This window comes from Vitiosangium sp. GDMCC 1.1324 (assembly GCF_003044305.1).
Classification (GTDB): domain Bacteria; phylum Myxococcota; class Myxococcia; order Myxococcales; family Myxococcaceae; genus Archangium.
In genome coordinates, this window is record NZ_PZOX01000009.1 from 286,987 (window position 1) to 311,850 (window position 24,864).

Annotated in this window: 17 protein-coding genes; 10 read left to right on the top strand and 7 right to left on the bottom strand. The window is 68.0% G+C overall.

Annotated features, from left to right (window positions below; translation table 11 throughout):
- Positions 1 to 8: 8 nt before the first annotated feature.
- A complete protein-coding gene (locus DAT35_RS26670; RefSeq protein ID WP_108070054.1) occupies positions 9 to 1,868 on the bottom strand; it encodes a glycosyl hydrolase family 18 protein in 1,860 nt (619 codons plus the stop codon).
- A 162-nt stretch (positions 1,869 to 2,030) separates the two neighbouring features.
- Positions 2,031 to 4,643: a LamG-like jellyroll fold domain-containing protein gene (locus tag DAT35_RS26675; protein ID WP_108070056.1), complete on the bottom strand. Its 2,613-nt coding sequence runs from the start codon at positions 4,641 to 4,643 to the stop codon at positions 2,031 to 2,033.
- Positions 4,644 to 4,769: 126 nt separating this feature from the next.
- Between DAT35_RS26675 and DAT35_RS26680 the strand changes: the two genes are divergently transcribed.
- Together DAT35_RS26680 and DAT35_RS62135 are read left to right on the top strand one after the other, a co-directional pair.
- Entirely contained in the window at positions 4,770 to 5,264 is a 495-nt protein-coding gene (locus DAT35_RS26680; RefSeq protein ID WP_108070307.1) for a hypothetical protein, read from the top strand.
- 196 nt (positions 5,265 to 5,460) lie between these two features.
- Entirely contained in the window at positions 5,461 to 7,794 is a 2,334-nt protein-coding gene (locus tag DAT35_RS62135) for a S8 family serine peptidase (protein ID WP_108070058.1), read from the top strand.
- An 87-nt stretch (positions 7,795 to 7,881) separates the two neighbouring features.
- On the opposite strand, the gene DAT35_RS26690 is transcribed toward DAT35_RS62135, so the two are convergent.
- A complete protein-coding gene (locus DAT35_RS26690) occupies positions 7,882 to 8,364 on the bottom strand; it encodes a peptidylprolyl isomerase (protein ID WP_108070060.1) in 483 nt (160 codons plus the stop codon).
- A gap of 210 nt (positions 8,365 to 8,574) precedes the next feature.
- Here DAT35_RS26690 and DAT35_RS26695 point away from each other — a divergent pair, with 210 nt between their 5' ends.
- Entirely contained in the window at positions 8,575 to 9,033 is a 459-nt protein-coding gene (locus tag DAT35_RS26695; protein WP_108070062.1) for a YaiI/YqxD family protein, read from the top strand.
- An 18-nt stretch (positions 9,034 to 9,051) separates the two neighbouring features.
- On the opposite strand, the gene DAT35_RS26700 is transcribed toward DAT35_RS26695, so the two are convergent.
- The gene (locus DAT35_RS26700) at positions 9,052 to 9,615 is read right to left on the bottom strand and encodes a hypothetical protein (RefSeq protein WP_108070064.1); all 564 of its coding nucleotides are present in this window, start codon (positions 9,613 to 9,615) and stop codon (positions 9,052 to 9,054) included.
- 153 nt (positions 9,616 to 9,768) lie between these two features.
- On the opposite strand from DAT35_RS26700, the gene DAT35_RS26705 reads away from it, so the two are divergent.
- Positions 9,769 to 9,975, top strand: a complete 207-nt coding sequence (locus DAT35_RS26705) for a microviridin/marinostatin family tricyclic proteinase inhibitor (protein ID WP_108070066.1) — start codon at positions 9,769 to 9,771, stop codon at positions 9,973 to 9,975.
- A gap of 72 nt (positions 9,976 to 10,047) precedes the next feature.
- Here the strand turns inward: DAT35_RS26705 and DAT35_RS26710 are convergent, their stop codons facing one another.
- The gene (locus tag DAT35_RS26710) at positions 10,048 to 11,256 is read right to left on the bottom strand and encodes an FAD-dependent monooxygenase (RefSeq protein ID WP_233261716.1); all 1,209 of its coding nucleotides are present in this window, start codon (positions 11,254 to 11,256) and stop codon (positions 10,048 to 10,050) included.
- A gap of 48 nt (positions 11,257 to 11,304) precedes the next feature.
- Between DAT35_RS26710 and DAT35_RS26715 the strand changes: the two genes are divergently transcribed.
- Complete coding sequence (locus DAT35_RS26715; RefSeq protein ID WP_108070071.1) at positions 11,305 to 12,501, top strand: PLP-dependent aspartate aminotransferase family protein; 1,197 nt, start codon at positions 11,305 to 11,307, stop codon at positions 12,499 to 12,501.
- Positions 12,502 to 12,520: 19 nt separating this feature from the next.
- Here the strand turns inward: DAT35_RS26715 and DAT35_RS26720 are convergent, their stop codons facing one another.
- Positions 12,521 to 14,611, bottom strand: a complete 2,091-nt coding sequence (locus DAT35_RS26720) for a protein kinase (RefSeq protein WP_108070073.1) — start codon at positions 14,609 to 14,611, stop codon at positions 12,521 to 12,523.
- Between the two features lie 235 nt (positions 14,612 to 14,846).
- On the opposite strand from DAT35_RS26720, the gene DAT35_RS26725 reads away from it, so the two are divergent.
- The 3 genes from DAT35_RS26725 (at position 14,847) to DAT35_RS26735 (ending at position 22,610) form a co-directional block, all read left to right on the top strand.
- On the top strand, positions 14,847 to 15,932 hold the full coding sequence (locus DAT35_RS26725; RefSeq protein ID WP_108070075.1) for an acyltransferase domain-containing protein: 1,086 nt from the start codon (positions 14,847 to 14,849) through the stop codon (positions 15,930 to 15,932).
- 92 nt (positions 15,933 to 16,024) lie between these two features.
- Positions 16,025 to 20,179, top strand: coding sequence for a protein kinase (locus tag DAT35_RS26730; protein ID WP_146209894.1), 4,155 nt, complete (start codon positions 16,025 to 16,027; stop codon positions 20,177 to 20,179).
- Between the two features lie 163 nt (positions 20,180 to 20,342).
- On the top strand, positions 20,343 to 22,610 hold the full coding sequence (locus DAT35_RS26735; RefSeq protein ID WP_158501890.1) for an FAD-binding protein: 2,268 nt from the start codon (positions 20,343 to 20,345) through the stop codon (positions 22,608 to 22,610).
- 58 nt (positions 22,611 to 22,668) lie between these two features.
- Here DAT35_RS26735 and DAT35_RS26740 read toward each other — a convergent pair whose 3' ends face one another.
- The gene (locus DAT35_RS26740; protein ID WP_108070081.1) at positions 22,669 to 23,163 is read right to left on the bottom strand and encodes a DoxX family protein; all 495 of its coding nucleotides are present in this window, start codon (positions 23,161 to 23,163) and stop codon (positions 22,669 to 22,671) included.
- A 215-nt stretch (positions 23,164 to 23,378) separates the two neighbouring features.
- On the opposite strand from DAT35_RS26740, the gene DAT35_RS26745 reads away from it, so the two are divergent.
- Together DAT35_RS26745 and DAT35_RS26750 are read left to right on the top strand one after the other, a co-directional pair.
- On the top strand, positions 23,379 to 23,573 hold the full coding sequence (locus DAT35_RS26745) for a hypothetical protein (protein ID WP_108070083.1): 195 nt from the start codon (positions 23,379 to 23,381) through the stop codon (positions 23,571 to 23,573).
- Positions 23,574 to 23,662: 89 nt separating this feature from the next.
- Positions 23,663 to 24,853, top strand: a complete 1,191-nt coding sequence (locus DAT35_RS26750) for a hypothetical protein (protein WP_158501891.1) — start codon at positions 23,663 to 23,665, stop codon at positions 24,851 to 24,853.
- Positions 24,854 to 24,864: the final 11 nt, after the last annotated feature.

Below are 24,864 nucleotides of genomic sequence, written 5' to 3' on the forward strand. Positions count from 1 at the left end.
CACCGCGGTTACTTCAGGGCATCCAGATAGGGCCGGTGGCTGTTGGTGAACTCGTAGTTCGCGAAGGCGTCCCAGTTCACCGACCAGGACATCAGTCCGCGGAAGCTCTTGTTGTTCGCCACGTTGCTGCGCACGGTGTACGAGCCGATCGGAATGCCCTTCAACAGGGCGTCCAGGGCCTTCTGCACCTCCGCGGGAGTCGTATAGCCACCGCCGGCGTTGCCGTTGGCCGGCAGCCCGATGGCCACCTGATCCGGACGAAGCGCGGGGAAGAAGCTGTTCGTATTCTTGCCGACGGGGAAGCCGGTGAGCAGCATGTCGGTCATCGCGACGTGGAAGTCCGCGTTGCCCATGTTGTGGTACTGGTCATCGAGCCCGGTGATCGGTCCGGAGTTGTAGTCCTGGACCTGGAGCCAGGTGAGGATGTCCCGGAGCGCGTGGATGACGGGCAGGTAGGCGCCGGCGCGGGTGTCACAACCCAGGCAGGTGCCGCCGTAGAACGAGTACCCGAGCTGCACGAAGAACGTCTCCGGCGCCATCGTGAGCACGAACTTCGAGCCGAAGCGGTCGTGGATGGCGCGGATGGCGGAGATCAGGTTCTTGATGAGCGGGGTCGTCGGGTTCTTGAAGTCCGCGTCACCGGCATTGAGCTGAAGCGAGTGGCCCTCGAAGTCGATGTCCATACCGTCGAAGCCGTACTTCTCGATGATGGAGATCATCGAGTTCACGAAGGCGGTCCTGGCCGCCTCGGTCTCCAGCCGGACCTGGCCGTTGGCGCCGCCAATGGAGATGATCACCTTCTTGCCCTGGCTCTGCAGGTAGGCGACGTCCGCCTTGAAGTCGGCCTCGGTGTAGCTGTAGGGCGTGAAGCCGATCGTGCCTCCCGTCGAGCCATTCGTCGGCTCGGCGAAGGAGACGTTGATGACGTCCCACTTCGAGGAGACATTGCGCAGCCGGATGAAGCCGGAGCCGTTGTCGAAGTTGTGCCAGTAACCGACGAGCACCTTGCTGGGAATGTCACTCGAGGGGGCGGTCTGGGTCGTCGCCGAAGCGCTGGCGCTGGCGGCCGAACGGTTGCCAGCGGCATCGCGGGCCTTCACCGTGAAGCTGTACGTGGTGTTCGCCGTGAGCCCCGAGACCGTCACGCTCGTGCCGGTGGCCGTCGCCGCCGCGGTGGACGCGCTGCCGATGAACACCTCGTAACCGGTCACGCCCACGTTGTCCGTCGAGGCGTTCCAGGCCAGCGAGACGCTGTTGTTGGTGGTGCCCGTCGAGCGCAGGCTCGTCGGCGCGGTGGGCGCCTGGGTGTCCACGATCTGCGGGTCCGTCGTCACGCTGTACGCGGAGCTCGCGGCCGAGCGGTTGCCGGCTGCATCCCGGGCCTTCACCGTGAAGGTGTACGTGGTGTTGGCCGACAGGCCGGAGACCGTGACGCTCGTGCCCGTGGCGGTTGCCGCCGGAGACGTCGCACTGCCGATGAACACCTCGTAACCGGTGACGCCGACGTTATCGGTCGAGGCGCTCCAGGACAGGGAGACGCTGTTGGAGGACTTGCCCGTGGAGGTCAGGCCCGCCGGGGTAGAAGGAGCCTGGGTGTCCACGGTGCCAGCCTTCTCCAACCACAGGGCGGGAACGTTGGGGGGCTCCCACCCGACCAGGGACTGATGCGACTGCCGGCACTCGTATCCCTTTCCTCCATAGGTGACGGTGTCGGCGACGGCATATTGCGTATTTGCCGCCCAGGCGCCTCGGTCGGCGGCGGAGGCCATGGCGGGAACCAGGCTCAGTACCAGTGCGGCGAGGACCGTCAGTGCGAACGCCTTGTTTCCAAAGCGGCGGGTCAAATGAAGCAGTCGATGGATGAGCATCCTGGCTCTCCTTTGGTGAGCGGCACCCGGGGGCTGATGGCCCGCTGGGAGTCACCGAATGGGAGAGCCCGAACGTATTTTTCGGGTTAACCGGTCATTTCCGAGGTAAGCGGGAGGACCACACCCCGGGTACCGTGGAGTCACCCGGGGTGGCGGGGATGCTCAGGGAACGAACTTCCAAGCCTGGGTCACCGCGGGCTTGAAGCAGTGGACGTGGGCAGTGGTGGCGCTGGGCACCTCCTGGATGACCCCCGCTCCATAACCCCGCGTCTGACACCACTTGCTGACCTCCAGCCGGGACTCCGCGGAGGTGAAGTTGCCCGTGTTGGAGACAGGCCCGAGCTCCGAGCGGGCAACATCCTGGATGAGCCCCGAATTGAAGCAGCCCACCCACGGGCGGGAGGTCAGCTCGAAGATGTGCCCGGTCGTCCAGCCCAGACCCAGGCACCACCGGTGGGCGGCCGCGGTGCAATCGGTGGATTGGGCTACCCGATCATCGGTGCATCCCGAGTGACGGCGCGCCAGCTCCTCGAAGGTCACCGCCAGGCTCTGGTGCTGGATGGGAGCGCACGCCACGCTGACCTCCGTGCTGGTGGCGCTGGCGGGAACGCCCAGCAGGGAGATGGGCGGGCGGTTGCCGATGACCTGCTGGAGGGTCTCGTAGAAGTTGGTGGCGTTGGCCAGCGCGTCGTCGGCCCCGCGCTGCGCGCAGACGCGGTGCATGGAGATGGCACACGCCTGCGAGCCCAGCGCCGACAGGCTGTTGCAGGACGGGTTCTGCTGACTCATGACGAACTGGCCCCCGGTGGGCTCTTCCTGGATGGCGGCCTCCTTGCAGTCCGCGCCCAGCGTCGACAGGCAGACGCTGCGGTTGGAGCGAGCGTTGGTGAAGAAGTGCACCTCGTCGATGGAGCCCTGGAAGGAACCCTCTCCGTTGGCCGGGCAGCTCTGGGTGTCCAGGTTCGAGCCCGAGCCGACGTAGAGAGTGCCCGTGCCCAACCGGAAGGTGCCGGGTGCATTGGGCAGTGCGCGGCCCGTGGCCTTGCCGTTGATGTACTCGGCGAACTGTCCCGTGAGCCCATCCCAGGAGTAGGCCAGGTGCGTCCACACTCCCTTGGGAAGCGCCTGGCTGAACCCCAGACGAACCCGTTGCCCGTTGATCACCAACGACATCTGCACCGCGCCGTTCGCCTCGTAGATGAGATCCAGGCCCCCCGACTTCGCCAGGAGGTAGCGGTAGGGATTGCCCGTGCAACCCTGGTTGATGGTGGCGTCCGGGCGGATGGCGAGCTGCACGGTGAAGCCCCGCACGTACGCCCCGACGCCCGGCACGGTGCTGGAGGGATCGGTCAGGTTCACGGTGACGGCGCCTCCGCCGGGGAGGACCAGGGCCTTGCCCTTGCCATGCGGCTCCCACAAGGAGCCCGAGGGCGGCTGCGTCACCTCGTTCTTCTCGGAGATCTGCGCCGTGCCCACGAGCGTCCCCGTGTAGAAGCGGCCCGAGCCATCCGGCGTGCGCGTCAGATCATACGTCCCCGCCCGCGTGACCAGCTCATTCATGGGCAGGAAGATCAGTTGGAAGGGATTGAGCAGCTCTCCCAGGTCCACCTCGTTGTAGTCCCCCGTGTTGCTGCCGAAGAAGGCGAACACGTCATGCGTCTTGGTGACGGGGAGGAAGTGGGTCTCGTTGCTCGAGCCCGCCGGGTAGTTCTGCGAGGGCGCGCGCTCCTGCTCGAAGTTCCACATGGGGCTCGAGTAGAAGAGGTGCGCGATGTCCTGGCGGTCCGTGTTGATGCTCCCGTCGATGTGGTGGGCGATCCACCCCGTGTCCGCGCCAATCAGGCTCATGGCCTCGCGGCGCCCGCCCGCGGCCCCGGTGAACCCGACGGCGGCATAGAGGACGTTGCGGCCCTCGTGATCCACCCAGGGATAGGCGGCGCGGATCAGATTGCCGCCGGTCGCGGTGTTACCAAAGTCCTCGCCCGTGGCCGTCTTCAGCTTCTGCCAGGCCAGCGGGTAGCGCTTGAGGCCCGGAGTGGTGTCGCTGAACATCATCGACAGCGGCCGGGGATCGCTCCAACCCGAGGCGGCACACGGGATGGGGTTGTACGTGTACATCAGGTGATCGATGCCGCCATCGTTGAGTGGGCCACCCTGGAAGAGGAGCAGTCGCCCATCGGAGGTCATCGTCGGCTCGATGCCCCGGATGCCGGCGCCCGATACGGTGGTCAGTTGCTCCAGCGCCCCCGTGGAGAACGAGGCGATCTCCGCCTGGGCCGTGAAGGGCTGGCTGACCCGGACATCCACCGTGCGGCGGCGGAAGTAGTTCGGGCCGTTGAACATCATCGAGTCGAAGAGGTAGGGCTGGTAGATCGCCACGCCACCGCTGACCGTGTAGGGCTGCGCCGGGTTGGTGAAACAGAAGGCCAGCGCGTTCTCCCCGTTCTTGACCTGTGTGGTCTGGCCTGGAGAGAAGGCGCTCGAAAAGCCCGGCTTTCCCTCGGCGTCGTACGTCACCGCCTCGGGGCGGAACACCCGGGCCCTCCAGGTGGTGGTCGTCGTCGTGTGATCCTCTCCCACGTTGCCGATGAAGACCCGGCCATCAATGGTCGAGGAGTGGCCGTTGGCCCCGAAGGGCGTCGTGATGCGTGTATTGACCAGCGAAGGCCGCGTCGCCGCGACCGCCTCCGGCACGGACAGGACCAGGCCGAGCAGGGGGACGAGGACGCGCGGTAGCGCGCGCGGAGGAGGCCCGGGGCGAATGTGCGGAATCATGTGAGAACTCCTTAGCTTGGAAAAGCCGTTATAGCAGCTTTCCAAGACTAATGCCCTTGTTCTTGGAGTTCCTTCCCTTGGCGTTCGCGGCGGGTGGGCGCTATGTCGAGGGCCCACCGGAGCGAGATGCCTCGAGAGCCGCCCATCATCCTGCCCGTCTCTCTGGCCCTGCTCGGGCATGCCAACCCGTGGGCGCTCCTGCTCGCGAAGGAGGAGGGTCTTCCGCTCTCGACCGCGGCGCTCCTGTCCGAGCGCTATGTCCTGAAGAGCGATGAGAAGCCCTTCGTGAGGGAGCTGCTACGCCGCAAGCGGAACGTCTGGGCCTTCCGCTGCGACCAGCGCCGCTTCGCGGGTGACTTCGTGGTGGTGGACATGTCGGATCCTCGCCCCGAGCGGCGATGGGTGGTGGTGTTGGATCTCAAGCTGGGCGCACCGCTCGTGCTCGGAGGAGGGGGAGCGGGAGTACAGCTCACCCAGGCCCAGCGCGCCGTGGAAGCCATCGCCGAGCGCCACGGCATCATCCCTCCCGGTGCCCGGTACGAGCTGGCCACGGGAGACAAGGCCGCCATGCTCGCCTATCTGTGCGCCGGGCCGCGCAGGGGGAGGGGACGCTCCTCGTAGAAGCGCGTCCTCATTCCGTCTCGCCTTGAAGGGCGAACCCGGGTGCGGCACTCCACAATCGCCCGATTCACCGGCGGGCACCTCTGTTCACAAAGACTCCCCCGAGCCGTTCTGCCCTGGCTCCGATCCACGACTTCCGCAATCAGGCACGCGCGGCCGCCATCCCCGGCCGTGCGTTCCATGAAGGAGGTAGTTCGTGACGTTCGACCTTCCGAAGAACCGGCGGCTTTGGCCCTGTCTCGTGGCGCTGTCCCTCCTGGTGCAAGCCTGTGCCCGCGAGCCAGCCCAGGAAGCAGACAGTACGGACAGGGAAGCACCAGCACCGGAGAGCCAGGCGGAACTGACGGCTTCGGGCCGCTACATCATCAAGTACCGGAGTCACGCCGGGCTCCGGAGCGAGAAGGGGATTGCCGCGCTGAAGGCCCAGGGTGCCCGGGTCCAGGTGGAGCTGGGTCCTCAGAACGCGGTGGCCGCCGAGCTGAGCCAGGCCCTGGTCGCATCGCTGCGAGGCAACCCGGACATCGAGTACATCGAGCCGGACCCCATCCGCGTTCCCCTGGCCCAGCAGTTGCCTTACGGCATCGACATGGTGCAGGCGCCGCTGGTGTGGCCTCGGGCGTCCAATGCCAATCGCAAGGTGTGCATCATCGACTCGGGCCTCTACGTGGCCCATGAGGACATCCAGGACGGCAGCGTCGCCGGCTACCCGTCCGACTGGAACACCGACGGCTGTGGCCATGGAACCCATGTGGCCGGCACCATCGCCGCGCTCGACAACACCGTGGGCGTGGTGGGGGTCAACCCGAAGGGAATCCAGCTCTACATCGTCAAGATCTTCGGCAACGACTGCGGCGCCACCTTCGGCTCCTCCATCGTGGACTCGCTCAATCGCTGCAAGGCCAATGGCGCCAACGTGGTCAGCATGAGCCTGGGCGGCCAGTTCTCCAGCACCACCGAGCGCGATGCCTTCCAGACCGCCTTCAACGAGGGCGTGCTCACCATCGCCGCGGCCGGCAACAGCGGCAATACCGCCTACAGCTATCCCGCCTCCTATCCCTCGGTCGTCTCCGTGGCGGCCGTCGACAGCAACAAGCAGGTGACCTCCTTCTCCCAGAAGAATGATCAGGTGGATATCGCGGCTCCCGGCGCGGGCGTGCTCTCCACCTGGCCGGCCCAGGAGAGCACCTCCGTCACCGTGAGCGGTGTCAGCCATGTGGCCAGCGGCGTGGACGGAGCCAAACGCACCGCCAGCACCGGCGTCACCGCTCCCTTGGTGGATGGCGGGCTGTGTGACAGCTCGGGCAGTTGGAGCGGGAAGATGGTGCTCTGCGAGCGCGGCACCATCACCTTCGCGGACAAGGTGAAGAACGCGCAGAACGGCGGCGCCTCGGGCGTCATCATCTACAACAACGTCGCCGGCCCCTTCAAAGGCGGGCTCGGCCAGGGCGGCACCAGCACCATCCCCGCCGTCACCTTGTCCCAGCAGGACGGCCAGGACCTGAAGGCCAACCGTCTCGGCGTCAGTGCCACCGTGGTCAGCCAGGTCATCAAGCCCGCCAGTGGCTATGACATCCTCGATGGCACCTCCATGGCCACTCCGCATGTGTCCGGCGTGGCCGCCCTCATCTGGAGCGTCAACCCCTCCTGGACGAACGCGCAGATCCGCCAGGCACTCGAGGCCACCGCGCAGGACCTCGGCCCCGCGGGCCGTGACAACTCATATGGCTACGGCCTCGTGCAGGCCAAGGCGGCGCTCGACTATCTGACCGGCAATTCCAATACCCCGCCGGCCGCCTCCTTCACGTCCTCGTGCACCGCCACCACGTGCGCCTTCACCGATACCAGTACCGACTCGGATGGCACCATCGTCTCGTGGAGTTGGAGCTTCGGCGATGGCACCACCTCCACCCAGCGCAATCCCTCACACGCCTACGCCAGCACGGGCATCTACTCCGTCTCCCTGAAGGTGACCGATGACGATGGCGCCACACACACGAAGACCCAGAACGTCAACGTCGGCAACGCGAACTCCCCGCCAACGGCCAGCTTCACCTTCAATTGCAGCCAGCTCGCCTGCACCTTCACCGACACCAGCACGGACCCGGATGGCAGCATCGCCTCCCGGAGCTGGAGCTTCGGCGACGGAGCCTCCTCCACCGCGAGCGGCCCGAGCCACGCCTACGCCGCCGCCGGCAGTTACACCGTCACGCTCACCGTGAAGGACGACCGGGGCGCCTCCGCCACCTCGAGCCAGACGGTGAGCGTGTCATCCATCGAGATCCGGGCCGACACCTTCATCATCGCCTCGTACCTGCACGGCACGGATCTGTACTGGTCGGGTGCGGTGGGGGCCAATGTGGACGTCTACCGCGATGGGACGAAGGTGGCGACCACCAGCAACTCCGCCGAGGGCTACTACACGGATTTGATCTGGTTCCCCACCGGCACGACCTACACGTACAAGGTCTGCCAGGCGGCCACGACCGTGTGCTCGCCTACGCTCACAGTGACAGCGCAGAGCACGCCCTGAGGAGACGGAACACGCCCCGTCCGGCGATCCCTCATGCCGGATGGAGCGGAACGAGCCCACGCCATGGCGGGCGTGGGCCCTCCCTGCTCAGTGCTCGTGGCCCGGGCCGTGCGCGTGGCCGTGCTCGAGTTCCTCCTCGGTGGCCTTGCGCACCTCGCGCACCGTCACCTCGAAGTGGAGCGTCTTGCCGGCCAGCGGGTGGTTGAAGTCCACCACCACCGTGTCGCCGCGCACTTCCTTGACGAGGAAATCCACCTCATCGCCCTCGTCATCCGTGGCGCTCACGATGCCGCCCGCCACCAGCTCCATGTCCGGCGGGAACTCCTCGCGCGCGACCTCCTCCACGCCATCCGGGTCATACTCCCCGTAGCCCTCCTCGGGAGAGACCTGCACCTTCAGGGCCGCGCCTGCCTTCTTGCCTTCGAGCGCCTTCTCCAGCCCTGGGACGATCTGCTCGTACCCGTGCAGGTAGACGAGCGGATCCTCCGCGTCGCTCTCGTCGATCGTCTTTCCGTCACCCAGGTGTAGCCGGTAGTCGAGGGTGACGACGCTGTCCTTCGCGATTTCCATGGGTGCCCTCCTCGGGGCGTGGCAGCGAGGCGTGCTCGGAGCTGGATCCTTCCCCCGGCGTCTCCGGAGGAGGGCGTTCCCGCCACACCTGGCTGATGATGGGGTTGTACGCGTGCCGGTGCCGTCTACCACAGGGGGTCGGCCGCCTGCTCCTTCTTCTGCGAAGAGAGTGTGCCCTCCTCCGCTCCGTCTGCGAGGATGCGCGGCGTCATGAAGATCTGGGTCGATGCCGATGCGTGTCCGGGGCCGGTTCGGGACATCCTCCTGAGGGCGGCGCAGCGCCTCCAGGTGCCCACCGTCTTCGTGGCCAACAAGCGCCTGTCGCTGCCTCGCTCGGAGCTCGTCTCCACGGTGCAGGTGGGGGCCGGGCTCGATGTGGCGGATGGTCACATCGCCGCCTCGGCCCAGGCCGGAGATCTCGCCGTCACGCAGGACATCCCGCTGGCCGCGTTGCTCGTCCCCAAGGGCGTGGTGGTGATCGATCCGCGCGGGGAGCTCTTCAGTGAGGAGAACATCTCCGAGCGCCTCTCCGTGCGGAACTTCATGCAGGAGCTGCGCGACAGCGGCGTGATGACCGGAGGCCCCAGCGGCTTCTCCGCCCAGGATCGCCAGCAGTTCGCCGCCACCCTGGACCGCGAGCTCACCCGGCTCCTCAAGACGCGGACGTAGAAGGGGCTCGAGCACATCTCAGGGACGATGCGCCCCGAGCGCCATCGCAGAGCCGACGAAGGGGAGGACCGTCTTGTAGCCGGGCGGTGGAGGCAGCGCGGTGGTGCTGGACATGCCGAGCTGGGTGATGCCCTGGGGAACGAGGCTCGCCAGGTTCCAGATCCTGTCCCGGAATCTGAAGTCGGCGCTGGAGCGCAGCACCGCCGAGAACAGGTTGTTCGCGAGCGGCCCGACCGATGTCCCCACGACGGTGGACAGCCGCTCGAACGTGGCGATGGGCTCGCCCTGGGAGAACGTGTCCGGCTTCGAGAAGTCTCCGCGGGGCTCTCGGTTGAGGAACAGCGTGAACCTGCCGGTGGGGTCGAGCGACACCTCGAGGTCCCCGTTCTTGAGGGTCTGTGACGTGAAGGGTTCGGCGCGGAAGGTGAAGAAGGCGTTGGCCTCGCCCGGAGGTCCGTTGAAGAGGGGCTCGATGCCGCCGAGGAGGGCGAAGTAGCCCAGGTCGAACTTCTTGCCGTCAGGGGTCTCGTAGAAGCGACCAATGGCGTACCAGACGACACTCGCGATGGGATGAAGGTCCATAGGCGGGCTCGCATTCTACCCGGCGTCACGGCAACCCACACGCCGGGCGGGCAGGGGAGTGCACTTGAGATCCGTGAGCGGTGACATCGCGCCTGCCACGGACTCGGACCTATCGAGCACCCCACAGGCCGACAGGCCATCAGGAGGCCCGATATGAAGAAGAACGCCAAGGACCCAGCGGCGCGGGAGGGCAAGAAACCCTTCTTCGCGCGTTTGTTGGAGGAGCAGGAGCTCGGGGAGGTCTCGGGAGGCAACGTCGCCCAGACCCTGAAGTTCCCCTCGGATGCGGACGACCACTGGGGGCCGATCTTCACCAAGAAGTATCCGTCGGATCGTGACGAGACCACCGACGGCTACTAGCAACCCGCTCCTTCGTGTACCTGGAGGACCCGGTGAGCCGCCGGAGTGCTCTGCTCCGGTGGCCCCCTGTCATCAGGGCACCGGGACGACGTAGCGCGGCTCGACCCGGGCGGCCCCCTGTCCACCCTGGCTCGCCTTCTTCGAGAGCCGCAGCACCGCTCCGAGCAGGGTGAACATGATGTGCTCGACGAACATCGGGGCCATGACCATGCGGTGCACGCGCGTCTGCATGCCCTGGATCATGTCGGCCTCGGTCCGGCGTTCCGCCTCGATCTTCTGGAAGACCTGCTCGTCGATCGGCTGGCCTGCGTGGAGCGCGTCGAGCATGTGGTTGGCGGCAACCACGCTGTCGCGGATGGCGAGGTTCAACCCCTGGCCCCCCGAGGGGGACATCGTATGGGCCGCGTCCCCCAGGAACAGGAGCCCGGGCACGTGCCAGCGCTCGAGCCGGTCGACGACGACCCGCAGGAACTGGGTCTCGGTGTGCTCGTCGAGCTTCGCCTCGACGAGGGGCCGCAGCTTCGAGGGCACCGTCGGGAGCAACCGGCGCCGCAGCTCGGGGATGTTCTTTCGCAGGCTGCCGAGATCCCCTGGCGCGCTGTAGGCCACCTGGAGCCGGGAGCGCGTCGTCGGGAAGAAGACGGCCACCACGCCCCTGCCGAACATGTGCACATCCACGCCCTCGGGGAGGGCCTGGGGCGCGTCCGAGAAGTCGAAGCGCAGCCACACCACGTCCGCGGGGAGCTGCGTCGCCTCGACCTCGAGGCCCACGTCCTTGCGCAGCCCGCTGTTCCGTCCGCTGCAGTCCACGAAGATGTCGCCGTCGATGCGGCCCTCGGTGCCTTCCCGCCGTGTCTTCAGGGCGACGACACGGCCGTTCTCGCGGATCGTCTGGAGCGCCGCGGTGCCGAAGTCGAGCTGGTAGTGCGGATGGCGGCCGCACAGCTCGTGGAGGTACTGGAGGAACCCCGCCTGGGAGATCAGTGCGCCGCGCTCCTTCCCGCCCGGGACCATGACCCGCCGGCTTTCCCCGACGAACAGCCGCCGCTCGATGTCCGGGCTCGCGATCTTCCGCTCCACGAGCTTCGGCAGCAGGCCGAGCGTCTCCAGGGCCCCGAGCGCCGCGGGCTGGATGAGCTCGCCACGGAACTCGCGCTCGAAGTCGGGGTGCCGCTCCAGGACGCGCACAGGGACGTCGTTCGTGACCAGTTGATAGGCGAGCATCATTCCGGCCGGGCCCGCGCCGATGATCACCACCTGGGGCTTCGATTGCAGTGACATGGGGGCGCACTGTATCCCCACGGCAGTCCAACAGAACGAGGTGGCTCGATGGCTTCAGAATGGGACGTGCGTACGCGGCTCGTGCAGGCCAACGCCGATGAAGAGGAGGGGGCACCGCTCAACACGCCGCTCGTGATGTCCACCACCTTCCGCGCCCACCCCGAGGGAGTGGGCTTCTCCGCCGTGGACATGGGCGAGGAGTCACCGTTCTTCTATGCGCGTTGGTCGACCCCCACGGTGCGGACCCTCGAGCGCAGCCTGGCCGATCTCGACGGCGGGGAGGATGCCCTGTGCTTCGCCAGTGGCATGGCAGCCATCACCGGACTCCTGCTGCACCTGCTCGGGCCCGGAGATCACCTCGTCATCAGTGACGTCTGCTACGCGGGCGCGGCCGAGTTCGTCCGGAAGACGCTGCGGCGCTATGGCGTGGAGGTGACCCCCGTCGACACCTCGGACCTCGGCCAGGTGCGAGCCGCCCTGCGATCGAACACGCGGCTCGTCTACATCGAGACGCCGTGCAACCCCATCCTGAAGCTGACGGACGTGGAGGCGGTGGCCACCCTCGCGCATGGCGCCGGGGCACGGCTCGCCGTCGACGCGACACTCGCGACGCCGATCGGCCTGCGGCCCCTCGAGCTCGGTGCCGACTTCGTCATCCACTCGCTGACCAAGTACATCGGCGGCCACGGAGACGTGTTGGGAGGGGTCGTCGTGGGACGGAAGGCCGAGCTGGCGGCGCTGCGTCAGGATTCGCTCATCCACCTGGGCGCCGTGCTCAGTCCGTTCCCCGCGTGGCTCATCCTGCGCAGCCTGGCCACGCTGCCCCAGCGCATGGCCGCCCATGAGTCCTCGGCCCGGGCGGTGGCCTCGTTCCTCGAGTCCCACCCGCGCGTGCACCACGTGCTCTACCCGGGACTCGAGTCACATCCGCAGGCGGAGCTCGCGCGCAGACAGTTGCGCAACACCTCGGGGATGATCGCCTTCCAGGCGGAGGACGCTCCCGCGGTGGCGCGCCGTCTCGCGGAGCGGCTGAAGGTCGTCAAGTACGCGGTCTCGCTCGGCAAGCCCCACAGCCTCGTCTTCTACCTGCCAACGGACGATCTGCAGCGGACGTCCTTCCAGCTCCCGCCCGAGCTGCTCGAGCGCTACCGGGCCTGGGCGGGGGACGGCATCTTCCGCCTGTCGATCGGACTGGAGGCACCCGCGGACATCATCCGGGACCTCGAGCAGGCGCTGGCTCCTTGAGCCCGGCCCTCGGCGGGCCTCACTCCGCCTCGAAGTTCACGTTGAAGACCAGGCGCTGATCTCCCGGCAGCGCGAAGGTCTTCTCCCAGACGGACTCGTTCAGGGTGACCTTCATGCGGTGCTCGCCCTCGAACAGCGTCTTCTCCGAGACCGGCGCCGTTCCCAGATCCTCTCCATCGAGGGAGACCCTGGAGCCGGTGGGCGCGTGGATCAGCACCGAGCCCATGCCCAGGCGGATGGTGAACGACACCGGGTCGGGCGTGGCTCGCACGTCGATCATCCGGGCCGTTCGCAGGCCCTTCGTTTCATCGGTCAGCGTGAGCGTGTGGCGGCCGGGCGCGAGCGGAACCTTCAGGGGGGAGCGGCCCACGGCCCGGCCATCGATGGACACGGCCACCTCGGGATTCACGACGAGCTCGACCAGCGTGGGCGCAATGACGGGGGCGCTCGGCCCCGCATCCCTGTTCGCCACGCGCACCCCGGCATCCACGGGCTCCGCCTCGATCAGCACGGGGGCGTTGAACTTCACCGCGGCCTCCGTCTCGCCCGCGTCCTCGGGCTCCATGAGCTCGGGCTTCTTCCGGATGCTCCAGACGGTGCCCATCGCGCTCACGAGCAGCACGGCCCCGACTCCGATGGCGAGCGGCATGGCCGAGCGGCGTGGACGCGCCGATGTGGCGACTGGTGCGGCCGGAGGGGGCGGTGGAACAGGATCGACAGGCGCCTGGGCCTCCGCGGGCGGTGTCGCGCTCGCGGCGGGCGGAGCCACCGGAACCCCGGGCAGGCTCGGGGTGGCGGGGCTCGCCTGCGCTCCGGCCTGGCCGGGTGTGGCGGGGACCACCGGCACTCCAGGCAGGCTCGGAGTAGGCGAGGCCACCGGCACCGCGGGCTGGCTCTGCGCAGGTGGGACCACCGGGACCCCGGGCAGGCTCGGGGTGGCGGGGGCTGCTGGCACTCTCGTCAGGCTCGGAGTGGGCGAGGCCACCGGCACAGCGGTCTGGCTCTGCGTAGGAGGGACCACCGGAACCCCGGGCAGGCTCGGGGTAGCGGGGGCTACCGGCACTCCCGTCAGGCTCGGGGAGGGCGGGATCACCGGGACGCCCGGCAGGCTCGGGGTCCGCGGTGCGCCTGCGATGGGCGCGGGCGTGTGCGCGGGCGGGGTGACCGTGGGAATCACACCGCGCGCCAGATCCGCGAGGCCCTTCTCGATCGTCTTCTTCCGGGCGACCCGGGCCTCGTTCGTGGTGGGGAACAGCCTCGCCATGTGCCAGCCGAAGGCCGTGGAGGTGGGCAGCTCGCCCGCCACGGCCACCAGCGCCTCGCGGAAGGCGAGGGCGCTCGGGTAGCGCTCCCCGGAGCGTTTCGCCGTGGCGCGGCGCACCACCTCATTGAGGCCCAGCGGAACCTCCGGCGGCAGGGGCGGCAGCGGCCGGTTGAGGATCGCCTTGTCCGGCTCGATCGAGTCCTGGAACGGCTTGCGCCCCGAGAGGCACTCGTACAACAGCAGGCCCAGGAGGAACACGTCCGTCAGGACGGAGGAGGCCTCGCGGCCGCCCATGAGCTGCTCGGGCGCGCTGTACAGGCGGCGGTTGCGCACCCGTCGGCCATTGCGCTCCCGCGGCGCCACCCCGAGCGCGCCATACCCCGACACCTTGCACACGCCATTGAAGGAGACCATGACGGTCTCCGGGCGCAGATCGCCGTGGATGAGCGGCGTCCCATCATCGTTGCCCGCCACGTGGGCGTAGTGGACTCCCTTCGCCACATCCGCGGCGATGAGCAGGGCGAACTCGATGGGCAGCCGCCCGCCCACATCCAGCACCTGGCGCAGGGGCTCGCCATCGGCGAACTCCGTCACGCGGGCGACGCGGCCCTCCACCGTCACGAGTCCGTGAACCCGCAGGATGTTGGGGTGCTCGAAGACGACCGCGCGCTGCGTTTCCCGCTGCAGCCGACTCAGCATCGCCGCGTCCTGCACCACTTCCTGCGGCGCCCACACCAGCACGACCGGCTGCGGCGCACCGCCCTCCTCGAGCGCCAGTGCGAGCGAGGGGCGGGAACCTTCGCCAGGAATCAGTGGACCGAGCGTGTAGTAGCGAACCTGGCTCATGGAGAGCCCTGTTTTACGGCGTCCCTCCCATCTGCCGCCAGAGCCGACCCGAGCCCGGGCTCCTCATAGCGGAAACCCCCGGGGTTCTTTTTCACCCCGAGAAGGAGGCGAATAACGAACAATCCACTACTCGTGGAACTCTTGCTTCACTTTCCCTGGAAAACGAGCTAATAATACACCCAGGTTGAATTGATTCGGTGGGGCTGTGGTGACCCATCAGCGAGGGGAGTGGGGTATGCGGTGCACCTCCAGGGAGTCCCTGACATGTCACGAGAGTCCGGCGAGTCCGGGCCGGCGCCCGTGCCGGCCGGTCTTCGTGTTCTCGGGTCAGGGCTCCCAGTGGACGGGCATGGGCAGGGCCCTGCTGAAGTGCTCGACGGTGTTCTCCATGGTGCTCAAGGCCTGTGATGTCCAGGTGCAGCGGCACATGGGCTGGTCGCTGGTGGAGGCGCTGACGGCGGAGGACTCGCGGCTGGGGGACATCGAGGTGAGCTGTCCGGCCATCGTGTCGATGGAGATCGCCCTGGCGGCGCTGTGGCGCTCGTGGGGCATCGAGCCGGCGGCGGTGGTGGGGCACAGCATCGGCGAGGTGGCGGCGGCGTACGTGGCGGGAGTGCTGTCGCTGGAAGAGGCGATGCGGGTCATCTGCCACCAGGGCCGCACCATCGGGCAGCTCCGGGGGAAGGGCGCCATGGCGGTGGTGGGACTGCCCTGGGAGCGCGCCGGCGAGGCGTTGCCCGAGTTCTCGGGCCGGGTGTGGCGCGTCATCCACGCGAGCCCCGAGTGGACGGTGCTGGCCGCGGAGCCGCGGGTGCTGGAGCAGGTGCTGATGACGTTGCGCAGGAAGGGCGTGCCGGCCCGGCGGATCGACTCGGAGGTGGCGGCGCATTGCCCGCAGGTGGAGCCGCTGCGCGAGGGGCTGCGCGGCAGGCTCGAGGGCCTGCACCCCCGCCCGGAGCTGCTGCCCATCATCTCCACGGTGACGGGGACGGCGCTCGAGGGGCGGCGGTTCGACGCGGACTACTGGGTGCGCAACCTGGCCGAGCCGGTGCTCTTCCGCGAGGCGGTGGACACGTTGCTCGACGACGGGCACGGCGTCTTCCTGGAGATCAGCCCGCACCCGCTGGTGAAGCACTCGCTGGAATCGTGCCTGGAGCGGGCGGGCCGCTCGGGGACGCTGCTCGTGTCGATGCGGCGGGGGAAGGATCCCGCCCCGGACCTGCTGGGCACGTTGCGGCTCCTCTCGGAGCTCGGCCGGCGGGGGGCGGCGGGCCTGACGGGCAGCAGCACCGGGGAGTTGTCCCTGGCGAACGTGGCCTGACACACAGGCGTCTGGCCGGCTGAAGGCCGCGGCTCTTCCGGGGGGATGTCATTCCCGCCGGAGTCTCATCATCGTAGTTGCTGGGGGACATCATGACCCGGCGCGATGAGGGTGGCCCTGGCTCCAGACCAGGGTCGGATTCCGGAGACTCCTTCCTCCGCGAAGTGCTCGAGTTCACTCCCGTCCCGATCTTTCCCGAGCCAGGAACGCGGCTCGGGGGGAGGGATGGCAGGCGGTTCGAGGTGCTCGGGAGGCTCGGCAGGGGAGGCATGGGGCTGGTCGTCCGCGCCCATGACGAGGTGCTGCAGCGCGTGGTGGCGCTCAAGTTCATCTCCCCGGGCCGGGAGTTCACCCCGGAGCTGTTGGATCGGCTGCTCCAGGAAGAGGCCCGGCTGGTTGCTCAGCTCGATCACGACAACATCGTCCGCATCTTCGATGTCTCCGAGTGGAGGGGCGCTCCCTTCCTCATCATGGAGTACCTGGAGGGGCAGCCGCTCGACGAGCTGCTGCGGCGCGGACCGCTGGAGCCCCTGCGCGCCCTGCGCATCCTCGGCGACATCACGGCCGGGCTGGCGCATGCGCACTCGCGAGGGATCATCCACCGCGATCTCAAACCCAGCAACGTGTTCATCCTCCCGAACGGGAGGGTGAAGCTGCTCGACTTCGGACTGGCGCGGCCCGCCCTCTCCGAGGGGGACGAGCTGCCACGTTCAGGGACTCCCGCGTTCATGGCTCCAGAGCAGTGGCGGGGACAGCCGCAGGACATACGTACCGACATCTGGGCGGCCGGGCTGCTGCTGTACGAGATGCTCACGGGGAAGCGGCCCCATCCCTCGGGAGATCTCCAGGTCCTGCGCGCCCGGGTGCTCTCGGACGAGCCCGTCCCCTCGGTGCGCGCGCTCCGCCCGGATCTCCCCGAGCAGGTGGACCGGTTCCTGGCACGGGCGCTGGCCAAGGATCCCTCCCGGCGCTTCCAGAGCGCGCTCGAGATGCACGAGCGGTTGCGGGTGCTGGAGTGGAGCCTGGCCCCGTCCGCCGAGGTGCCCCCCGCGCGGCTCATCCCCCACCGCCGCCAGGTGACGCTGGTGTGCTGTCGGTTCTCGGGGCACCTGGCGTCCATCGATCCCGAGGACTTGAGCGAGCTCCAGGCGGCCTTCCATGTGGCCTGTTCGCGCGTCATCGAGCGGCATGGGGGCTGGGTGGCGTTGCGCATGGGAGACCAGGTGCTGGGCTGCTTCGGCTATCCCCTGATCCGGGAGGATGACGTCCTGTCCGCGGTGCGCGCCGCGCTCGCGCTGACACGGCTGGCGGAGGAGCTGCCACAGGCCTCCCGGTTCGAGCTCACGGTGCACGTGGGCGTGCACACGGATCTGGTGGTGCTGGACGTGCCCTCTCAGGCCGGAGCAAAGGGGATCTCCATCCAGGGGGAGGCACCCCGGTTGGCGGCCTGGCTCGCGGAGCAGGCGGCCGAGAACACCGCGAGCCTCAGCGAGAACACCTGGCAGGGAGCGCGAGGCAACTTCGTCACGGAGTCCCTGGGCCAGCAGGACTTCCACTCGTCGCTGGGCTCGGTCCCGATGGAGGTCCACCGGCTGCTGAGCGAGCGGCCAGAGACCACCCGCTTCGAGCGGGCGCGCGCCCGGGGCCTCACGCCGCTGGTGGGCCGGAACCATGAGCTGTGCCAGCTCCTGACGAGGTGGGTGGGCACCCGCAGGGGACATGGCTCCATGCTGCTGCTGCGCGGCGAGGCGGGCATCGGAAAATCCCGGCTCGTCCAGGAGTTGTGCGCGCTCGCCAGGCGGGACGGGGCGCTCTGCGTGTCCGGCCAGTGCTGGCCCCAGCTCAGCCGCAGCGCCTTCCACCCGGTGCTCGAGTGGGTGGTGCACCTGCTGGAGCTGGATCCGGCGTCCACGCCCGCGGCGAGGTGGTCCCGCCTGGACGAGGTGTTCGAGGCGCTCGACATACCCGCGCCCGAGGGCCCTCAGCTGCTCGGACAGCTCCTGGATCTGCCTCCTCGCGAGGGGCTGCCTCCCTTGTTGCTGACACCCGAGCAGCAGCGGGAGCGGACCCTGGAGATGCTGGTCACGCTCCTGCTGCGGCTTCCCGCGAGGCTGCCAGGGAAGAGGGGACCGGGACCGGTGCTGCTGGTCCTGGAGGATTTGCACTGGGCCGATCCCTCCACCCTGCGGCTGCTCACGCTCCTGGGAGAGCGCATCGAGATGGTGCGGCTGTGCCTGTTGTTGAGTACGCGCCCCGAGTTGCGCCTCTCCTGGTCCGAGCACCCCGGCTTCGTGCAGATCCTGCTCGACCGGCTCGGGGCGGAGGAGACCGCCGAGATGGTGCGGCGGCTCACCGCGAACGGGCCCGGGCTGCCACCGGAGACGCTCGAGCTGCTGGTGCGGCGGACGGAGGGCAATCCCCTCTTCGTCGAGGAGTTGACGCGCATGGTGCTCACCCAGGCTCCGCCGGGCGGCGCGCTGTTCATGGCGGGCTCGCTCCCCGTCACCTTGCAGGAGCTGCTCCTGGCCCGGTTGGATCCCCTTCCCCAGGAGCAGAAGGAGCTCGCGTGGAAGGGATCGGTGCTTGGCCGGAGCTTCACGCTGGGGCAGCTCGCCACCCTTTCGAAGCGGAACGGCACCCAGCTGGAGCGGGAGCTCGAGGAGCTGATCGACGCGGGGCTGCTCCTACGCCAGGAGCATGAACCGGAGCCCCGCTACGAGTTCCGGCACACCCTCATCCAGGAGGCGGCCTACGAAACCCTGCTCAAGCCGCAGCGGCGGCAGTACCACCATTGTGTCGCCCACCTGCTCGAACACCCACCGCCGACGGCCACTCCGGCCCCGCCCGAGCTGATCGCCCACCACTACACCCAGGCCGGGGAGCTGGAACCCGCCATCCGCTTCTGGGCGCAGGCGGGGGAATTGGCCCTGCGGCGCTCCGCCTTCGAGGAGTCCGTGGGCCACCTGGAGCAGGCGCTCCGGTTGTTCAGGCTTCTACCGGGAGCGGCCCGGCGGGTCGAGGAGGAGCTCCGGCTGATGGTACCCCTGGGCGAGGCGCTGATCGCCGCCCGGAGCTACTCGGCGCCCGAGGTGGAGCAGCTCTACGCCCGCATCCCGGAGCTGTTCCAGGACGTGAGCGATGGGCCCGTCCTCATCGCCGCGTGCAGGAGCCTCTACATCAAGAACCTGATGAAGTTGAACTTCCCGCTGGCGAGCAAGCTCGCGGAGCAGATCGTCTCCCTGGGGCAGCGCTTCCAGGTGCGGCAGCTCCTGGTGGTGGGTCAGCTGATGGGAGGCTCGCTCCACCTGCTGCAAGGGGAGGTGGTGGAGGCCCAGGAGCTGTTCAGCGCGGCCGTGGCCCACGGGAGCGCGGAAGCGGAGCTGGAGCCGGGGCCGCTCGGCGTGCTCGAGACCGAGCCGCTGGCGATGGCCCAGGCCTACGAGGCCCTGACCCTGACCATCCGCTGCGAGCAGCAGCGAGGGCTGCAGCTCATGGACATGGCCCTGCGGCGCGCCGAGCGTCTGGCCCATCCCTACACATCACTGCTGACGATCGAAGCGGCCGCGTTGATCCATTGGGTCCGGTTCGATGCTCGCCGCATGCTGGAAGCGGCCGACGCGGCCCTCGCCATCTTCGATCAGGGGCTGTTCCCGACCTGGGAGGGGTGGGCTCCCGTGCTGCGCGGATGGGCGCTCGTGCTGTTGGGTCAGCAGCGGGAGGGCTACGAGATGATGGTGCGGGATCTCGATCGCCTGAGGCAGGCGGGAGCGGAGGTGGGCTGGCCCGATTTCCTGTGCATGCTGGCGGATGCGCGCCTGAGGCTGGGGCTGATTCCCGAGGGCCTGGCCACGGTGTCGGAAGGGCTGGCGTGGGGCGAGCGGACCGGACAGCACCTGGAGGATTGCGAGCTGCACCGGTTGAGGGGCGAGCTGCTGCTGCGCGATGGCGAGGCCGCCAGGGCCCTCACGGAGTTCCACGAGGCGATACGGATTGCCCGGCGCTCCGGGAGCCGGTGCATCGAGGTCCGGGCCACGCTGAGCCTGTGTCACCTGCTGCTCGAGCAGGGACGGAGCCGGGAGGCGCAGCGTCTTCTGGCGAAGCTTCTCGAGGCCCTGCCGCCAGGCCTCGATTCACCCGAGCTCCGGGTGGCCCGGGTGGTGCTCGGCAGGCTTCAGGAGGAGCACGCCGAGGAACCCGCCATCGACGAGCTCCTGTCCGCCGCGCCCTGGGAGGCCGGTCACATCTAGACATCACGGACTCCAACCTCATTGGAACCGCCCTGAGGTGCGTGCCGGGTTCCTGGCGCGATGCCTCGGGCGTTCGAGCTTCCCCTGCTCGGGACTCGAATATTCCCCGTTGGAGCCTGACATGCCACCAGACGAAGGACCCACCTTTCGTGAGTCATCCGCCATGTCCAAAACGTCACCCCTCTGGCCTGTGACGCAGCCCTCCCCGGTGCTCGAGCCCGCTGGCTCGAATGGCGCCGACGAGGCGGAGTGGCGATTGCTACGGACGCGAGCGCGTTTCTACGGGGGGATGACCCTGGCGGCAGTACTCCTGTCCAGCGTGGCCCTGGCGCACCCGGTGCTGTTTGGCTTCAGGGTCTTCACCACGTGCGCGAGCCCCGGGTGCATCTGGGCCTTCCACTACATCGAGGTGCCCTTCTTCGCCGCCATCACCATCGCGGCGCTCCACACCCTCTTCGGGTTCAGCCGGGCCACGCTCCACCGGGCGCCGCTGATCATCGGCTTCGCCAACCTGGCGGAGCTGACGTTCTTCGCGCTCGAGAGCGTGCTCATCATCGACAGCCTCCAGCGGGGGGCGCCCGCGTCCGAGACGCTCATCTATGCGATCGCGGCCTTCCTGCTGTTGGCTGGCGCGACCCTGGGCTTCCGGCTCCAGCTCCGAATCATCGACCATCTCCACCCGCCCGTGGATCCCCGTTTCGAGCATCCCCGGACGGAGGGGGAGATCATCCAGCTCGTCAAGAAGGCCCGGGCGTACGGTGTGCAACTCCGGGTTCGAGGCTCGGGGCACTGCAGGCCTCGCCAGGGCACCCATACCGACAAGGGCGCGCAGCACATCAACGTGCAGCTCGATCGGTACAACCACATCATCGCGTGGGACGACGTGCGGAGGCGTGTCACCGTCCAGGGTGGATGCCACCTGGGCGTGGATCCGCACGATCCCCTGTCGAACAAGAAGAACAGCCTCCTGTGGCAGCTCGACCAGCGGGGGTGGGCACTGCCCGACCTCGGGGGGATCTCCCACCAGACCGTTGCGGGCTTCATGTCTACGGGGTCGATGGGGGGCACGCTCCATCACGACCTGGGCGAGGCCATCGTGGGCCTTCGCATCATCGATGGCACCGGCGAAGTCTATGACCTGGCGCCCAACCCCGATGACCCGGACGACGCGCAGAACAATCCGTTCTACGCCGTGGGAGTCTCCATGGGGCTGCTGGGCGTCATCTCCGCGGTCACCTTCCAGTGCGAGCCCCGCTACGCCATCGTGGGCAAGCAGGTCACCAGCGGGACCGGGAAGTGCTCCATCGCGCTGTTCGACGCGGGGGTGAAGGGGCTGAAGAGCTATTGCGAGAAGAACGACGGAGGAGACACCTATACCCGGTTGCTCTGGTGGCCCCAGAAGGGCGTCGACAAGGTGGAGCTCTGGGCGGCGCATCGCGACGAGGAAGCACACACGCCGCGACTGAGCTTCCGCAAGCGCTTCAAGCGCAGGCCCTTCGTCTCGGTCCCGCGCGTCCTCCAATGGCTCTTCATCAATCCGTTCTTCAACTTCATCGCGGAGGACGGACTGCCCTTCGAGGGTCGCACCGAGAAGCTGGTGCGCCGGGTCCTGAACCTCTTCCTGCGCGACGGTGAGGAGACGTTCCAGGACTTCTGGTTCCGGGCTCTGCCCATGGATGATCAGATCTCGGACAGGCAGATGCCGACGGTCTTCTCCGAGCTTTTCATCGACATCACCCAGGCCGACAAGGTGATGGCGCTCCTCCAGGAGTACTTCAATCCCAGGTCCGATGAGACGGAGGCATTGACGGACGCCCAGGGAATGAACCGCACCGGCGCGTACGCCTTCGAGGTCTACCCGGGTTGCAGGAGCCCCTTCTGGATGAGCCCCAGCTATGGGAGAGACTCCATCCGGCTGGACGTGTTCTGGTTCCGGGCGGCCGCGGACAGGAAGACCCGCGAGGCGTTCTTCGAACGGTTCTGGAACCTGCTGCGCGAGGCGGGGATCGACTTCCGCGCGCACTGGGGCAAGTACCTGCCGCCACCGGGCTCGAAGGCGGGGGCCGACTACCTGCGCTCGCAATACCCCATGTGGGATCGGTTCCTGGAGCTCCGGCGGCGCATGGATCCACAGGACCTCTTCCTGACCACGTACTGGAAGGAGCACCTGGGTCTCGCGGCTCCGGCTCCGGAGTTACAGGTCGCGAGCATCGTCGCGGAGCAGAGGAGCGGGGTGCGAAAGAAGACCGCGGCCCTCAGGGTCGCCACCCAGCGGCGGGTGCGACGAGGCCGGTTGTATCTCTCGCTCGTCGTCCTCCAGTGGGTCTTCGGGCTGAGCGATTGGATCCGTGGTCGCTCGGATGAGACCGATGACTCCACGACGACTCGAGGAGTTCCCGGGCCGAGACCCGTGGAGAGCGCCAGGGCCTAGACGCGAATGAAGGCTCCGCTCGTGTCCGGGTGATGACACACGGGCGGAGCCTCCGAGGCTATGCGAGGAGCAGCGCGAGCCGGCCGAGCGGACTGATCCTCCGGCGGCGCCACAGGCCGCGGCCCAGCTGGGGCCGGACGGCATGGTGGGCAGACACGGTACCGGGGCCGCCCAGCAGCAACGCGAGCGCTCCAGCGATCAAGGACAGGTTGAACTCGTAGCCGCCCTTCTGGGCGTCGAACCCCTTCTTGGCGTGCACCTTCGCGATGGCCATGGTCTGCGTCACGAGGATGGAGAGGGCGGCCACGCGGGTGCCGATCCCTAGGAAGGTGAGGATGCCCGCCACGGTCTCGGTCACCCCTGTCGCCAGGGCCCAGGGCCGGCCGGGCTTGATGCCGACGTGGTCGAAGAACTGAGCCGTCTGCTCCAGGCCCTCGTGCTTCAGCTTGGAGACGCCGTGGTAGATCATCGTCGAGCCGAGCGTGGCGCGGAGGGGAAGCGCCGACTGATTCGCCAACTTCCCCTCGAGAATCGTCATGGTGGCCGTGGCCATCGTGTCCCTCCGTGTACGGTGTGCTCCAGACACCGTCCGCATCCGCGCCCCCAGCGGCAATGAAGCCTCAGGCGGGGAAGCGAGCGCCCGTGCGCCACTCCGAGTCCTCCGGAGTGTCCGATGTGCAGCGGCTCGAAAATCCATACAAAAGGCAACGACGTAGCTCCTGGCAGAGGTCGCGATGACACCGCGGCCCATCACCGAGGAGCCAAACGATGAAGCGCATCAAGGAGCAGCAGTCTCAGCGGCGGGATGAGCAGCAGTCGACGGAGGAGCGGGCGCAGGCGCTGGAGAAGAAGCAGTTGACCCTCGAGGACCTGGCCTCAGTCACGGGCGGTTTCGCCCGGCCCGTTGCCGATGCCTCGGTGAAGCTGGAAGACAGCGCCAACAACAAGGGCGAGGCGGAGTAATCGCTCCGGTGTTGGAGGGGGCTTCACCCAAGCACCAGGGACGGCGGTGCTTCACCGCGCCGCCGTCCCGCACCCGCAGGTCCACCGTCATGCTCAGCGCCTCCCCCGTACTCGTTCCTTCCGAGCCACATCCCGAATCGCTCACGCGACTCCCGCTCGTTCGCCAGATGCTCTCGGATCCCCTGGTGCGCTTCGCGCCGCGCGCGATCGATCAGCGTTGGCACTACGAGCGCGTCCTTCCGGTGACCCTGGCGGGCTTCAACCCCTTCCTTCGGTCCGTTTTCTACGCGAGCAACTCGGCCTTCTCGCGCTGGCTCGCCGATCCGCACGGTTCCGCCCGGGACTACAACGAAGGTGACCACCTGGTCCGGGAAGTGCTGTTCGCCGTGCACGACTACCTGCACTGCTGGTCCGCGGAGGCCATCGCCATGCTGGCCCCCTGGACCCGGTTCGATACCGGCCCCATCCTTCGCGACAACATCGAGGATTTCGTCTTCTGCCAGCTCCTGACAGAGGCCGCCGCGACGGTCGGGCTTGATTACTGGTACCTCTCGACCTTCAACCTCGCCGAACAGATACCGATCGGAACGACGCTCGTGAACCTCACGGTCAACTACCATGAGCGCTACGTCTCCGAATATCGCCGGTTCTGCCCGGACTGGAACGCGCAGCGCCCCGGGTTCTTCAACGACCTCGCCCGGTTCTACTGCTCGGGCGTCTTCGAGGGCTTCGATGTGAGGGACCTGCGCAGGAGCCCGCGGCTCCTCAAATGGCTCTCACATGAGCTGAGCTACGGCGCCAGGCAGCGCGAGTACACCCGGCTGTGGATGTCCTACCTGGCCGCCGAGGAGATTTCCTACGACCCCCGCGAGCTGACCGCGCCCGTCTCCATCGACGCGCCATGGAAGCAGCGTCTGATCCACGAGTTGGGGCTGGTGATGTTCGCCAAGATCAAGGAGGACTCCGACAGCGGACTTTCGTCCCGGGCCCGGAACGAGCCTCCCGAAAGCCCGAGGGAGCGCCCGCCTGACTTCCGCTTCGTCAACGCGAACGTCATCCCGCTGATGCCGGAAGTCTCCACCCCTCGCGAGAGCCTGCGCTACTACGTCCTCCAGCGCGTCTCGGCGACGGCCTTCGATGGTCTGGCCGCGGAGGTCCGGCAGACCCTTTCACGTGCGCTCCGGCGTGAGGAGCACGAGGAGGTGTTGCGGCTCATCGAGGGGGCCGAGCGCGTTCGTCCCGTGAGAGATGAGCCACGAGACCTCTTCGTCCTGAACTAGCGAAGAACCTG

Excerpts from the sequence above, each read along its gene's own strand:
- DAT35_RS26670 (WP_108070054.1), bottom strand. The coding sequence starts at position 1,868 with ATGCTCATCCATCGACTGCTTCATTTGACCCGCCGCTTTGGAAACAAG.
- DAT35_RS26675 (WP_108070056.1), bottom strand. The coding sequence starts at position 4,643 with ATGATTCCGCACATTCGCCCCGGGCCTCCTCCGCGCGCGCTACCGCGC.
- DAT35_RS26680 (WP_108070307.1), top strand. The coding sequence starts at position 4,770 with ATGCCTCGAGAGCCGCCCATCATCCTGCCCGTCTCTCTGGCCCTGCTC.
- DAT35_RS26690 (WP_108070060.1), bottom strand. The coding sequence starts at position 8,364 with ATGGAAATCGCGAAGGACAGCGTCGTCACCCTCGACTACCGGCTACAC.
- DAT35_RS26695 (WP_108070062.1), top strand. The coding sequence starts at position 8,575 with ATGAAGATCTGGGTCGATGCCGATGCGTGTCCGGGGCCGGTTCGGGAC.
- DAT35_RS26700 (WP_108070064.1), bottom strand. The coding sequence starts at position 9,615 with ATGGACCTTCATCCCATCGCGAGTGTCGTCTGGTACGCCATTGGTCGC.
- DAT35_RS26705 (WP_108070066.1), top strand. The coding sequence starts at position 9,769 with ATGAAGAAGAACGCCAAGGACCCAGCGGCGCGGGAGGGCAAGAAACCC.
- DAT35_RS26710 (WP_233261716.1), bottom strand. The coding sequence starts at position 11,256 with ATGTCACTGCAATCGAAGCCCCAGGTGGTGATCATCGGCGCGGGCCCG.
- DAT35_RS26715 (WP_108070071.1), top strand. The coding sequence starts at position 11,305 with ATGGCTTCAGAATGGGACGTGCGTACGCGGCTCGTGCAGGCCAACGCC.
- DAT35_RS26720 (WP_108070073.1), bottom strand. The coding sequence starts at position 14,611 with ATGAGCCAGGTTCGCTACTACACGCTCGGTCCACTGATTCCTGGCGAA.
- DAT35_RS26725 (WP_108070075.1), top strand. The coding sequence starts at position 14,847 with ATGCGGTGCACCTCCAGGGAGTCCCTGACATGTCACGAGAGTCCGGCG.
- DAT35_RS26730 (WP_146209894.1), top strand. The coding sequence starts at position 16,025 with ATGACCCGGCGCGATGAGGGTGGCCCTGGCTCCAGACCAGGGTCGGAT.
- DAT35_RS26735 (WP_158501890.1), top strand. The coding sequence starts at position 20,343 with ATGTCCAAAACGTCACCCCTCTGGCCTGTGACGCAGCCCTCCCCGGTG.
- DAT35_RS26740 (WP_108070081.1), bottom strand. The coding sequence starts at position 23,163 with ATGGCCACGGCCACCATGACGATTCTCGAGGGGAAGTTGGCGAATCAG.
- DAT35_RS26745 (WP_108070083.1), top strand. The coding sequence starts at position 23,379 with ATGAAGCGCATCAAGGAGCAGCAGTCTCAGCGGCGGGATGAGCAGCAG.
- DAT35_RS26750 (WP_158501891.1), top strand. The coding sequence starts at position 23,663 with ATGCTCAGCGCCTCCCCCGTACTCGTTCCTTCCGAGCCACATCCCGAA.